This is a genomic window from Paenibacillus sp. OSY-SE (assembly GCF_000283315.1).
Taxonomy (GTDB): domain Bacteria; phylum Bacillota; class Bacilli; order Paenibacillales; family Paenibacillaceae; genus Paenibacillus_B; species Paenibacillus_B profundus.
In genome coordinates this window covers 1-267 of sequence record NZ_ALKF01000038.1, presented here as the reverse complement: position 1 = coordinate 267, position 267 = coordinate 1, and the positions used below count along the sequence as shown (strand labels likewise).

1 pseudogene is annotated in these 267 nt (G+C 45.7%); it reads left to right on the top strand.

The features are described 5' to 3' along the window. Positions 1–267, top strand: a pseudogene (groEL, locus tag A372_RS32620) (chaperonin GroEL); the annotation flags it as partial.

Here is a 267-nt window from a genome sequence, read left to right as displayed (position 1 = left end):
AAGCAGCAGTTGCTGAACTGCAAGCTATCTCCAAACCAATCGAAAGCAAACAATCCATTGCTCAAGTAGCTGGTATTTCCGGTGCTGATGATGAAGTAGGCGAACTGATCGCTGAAGCTCTGGAAAAAGTGGGCAAAGACGGTGTCATCACTGTTGAAGAATCCCGCGGTTTTGCAACAGAACTGGAAGTAGTTGAAGGTATGCAGTTTGACCGTGGCTACATTTCTCCGTACATGATTACAGATACGGACAAAATGGAAGCTGTAC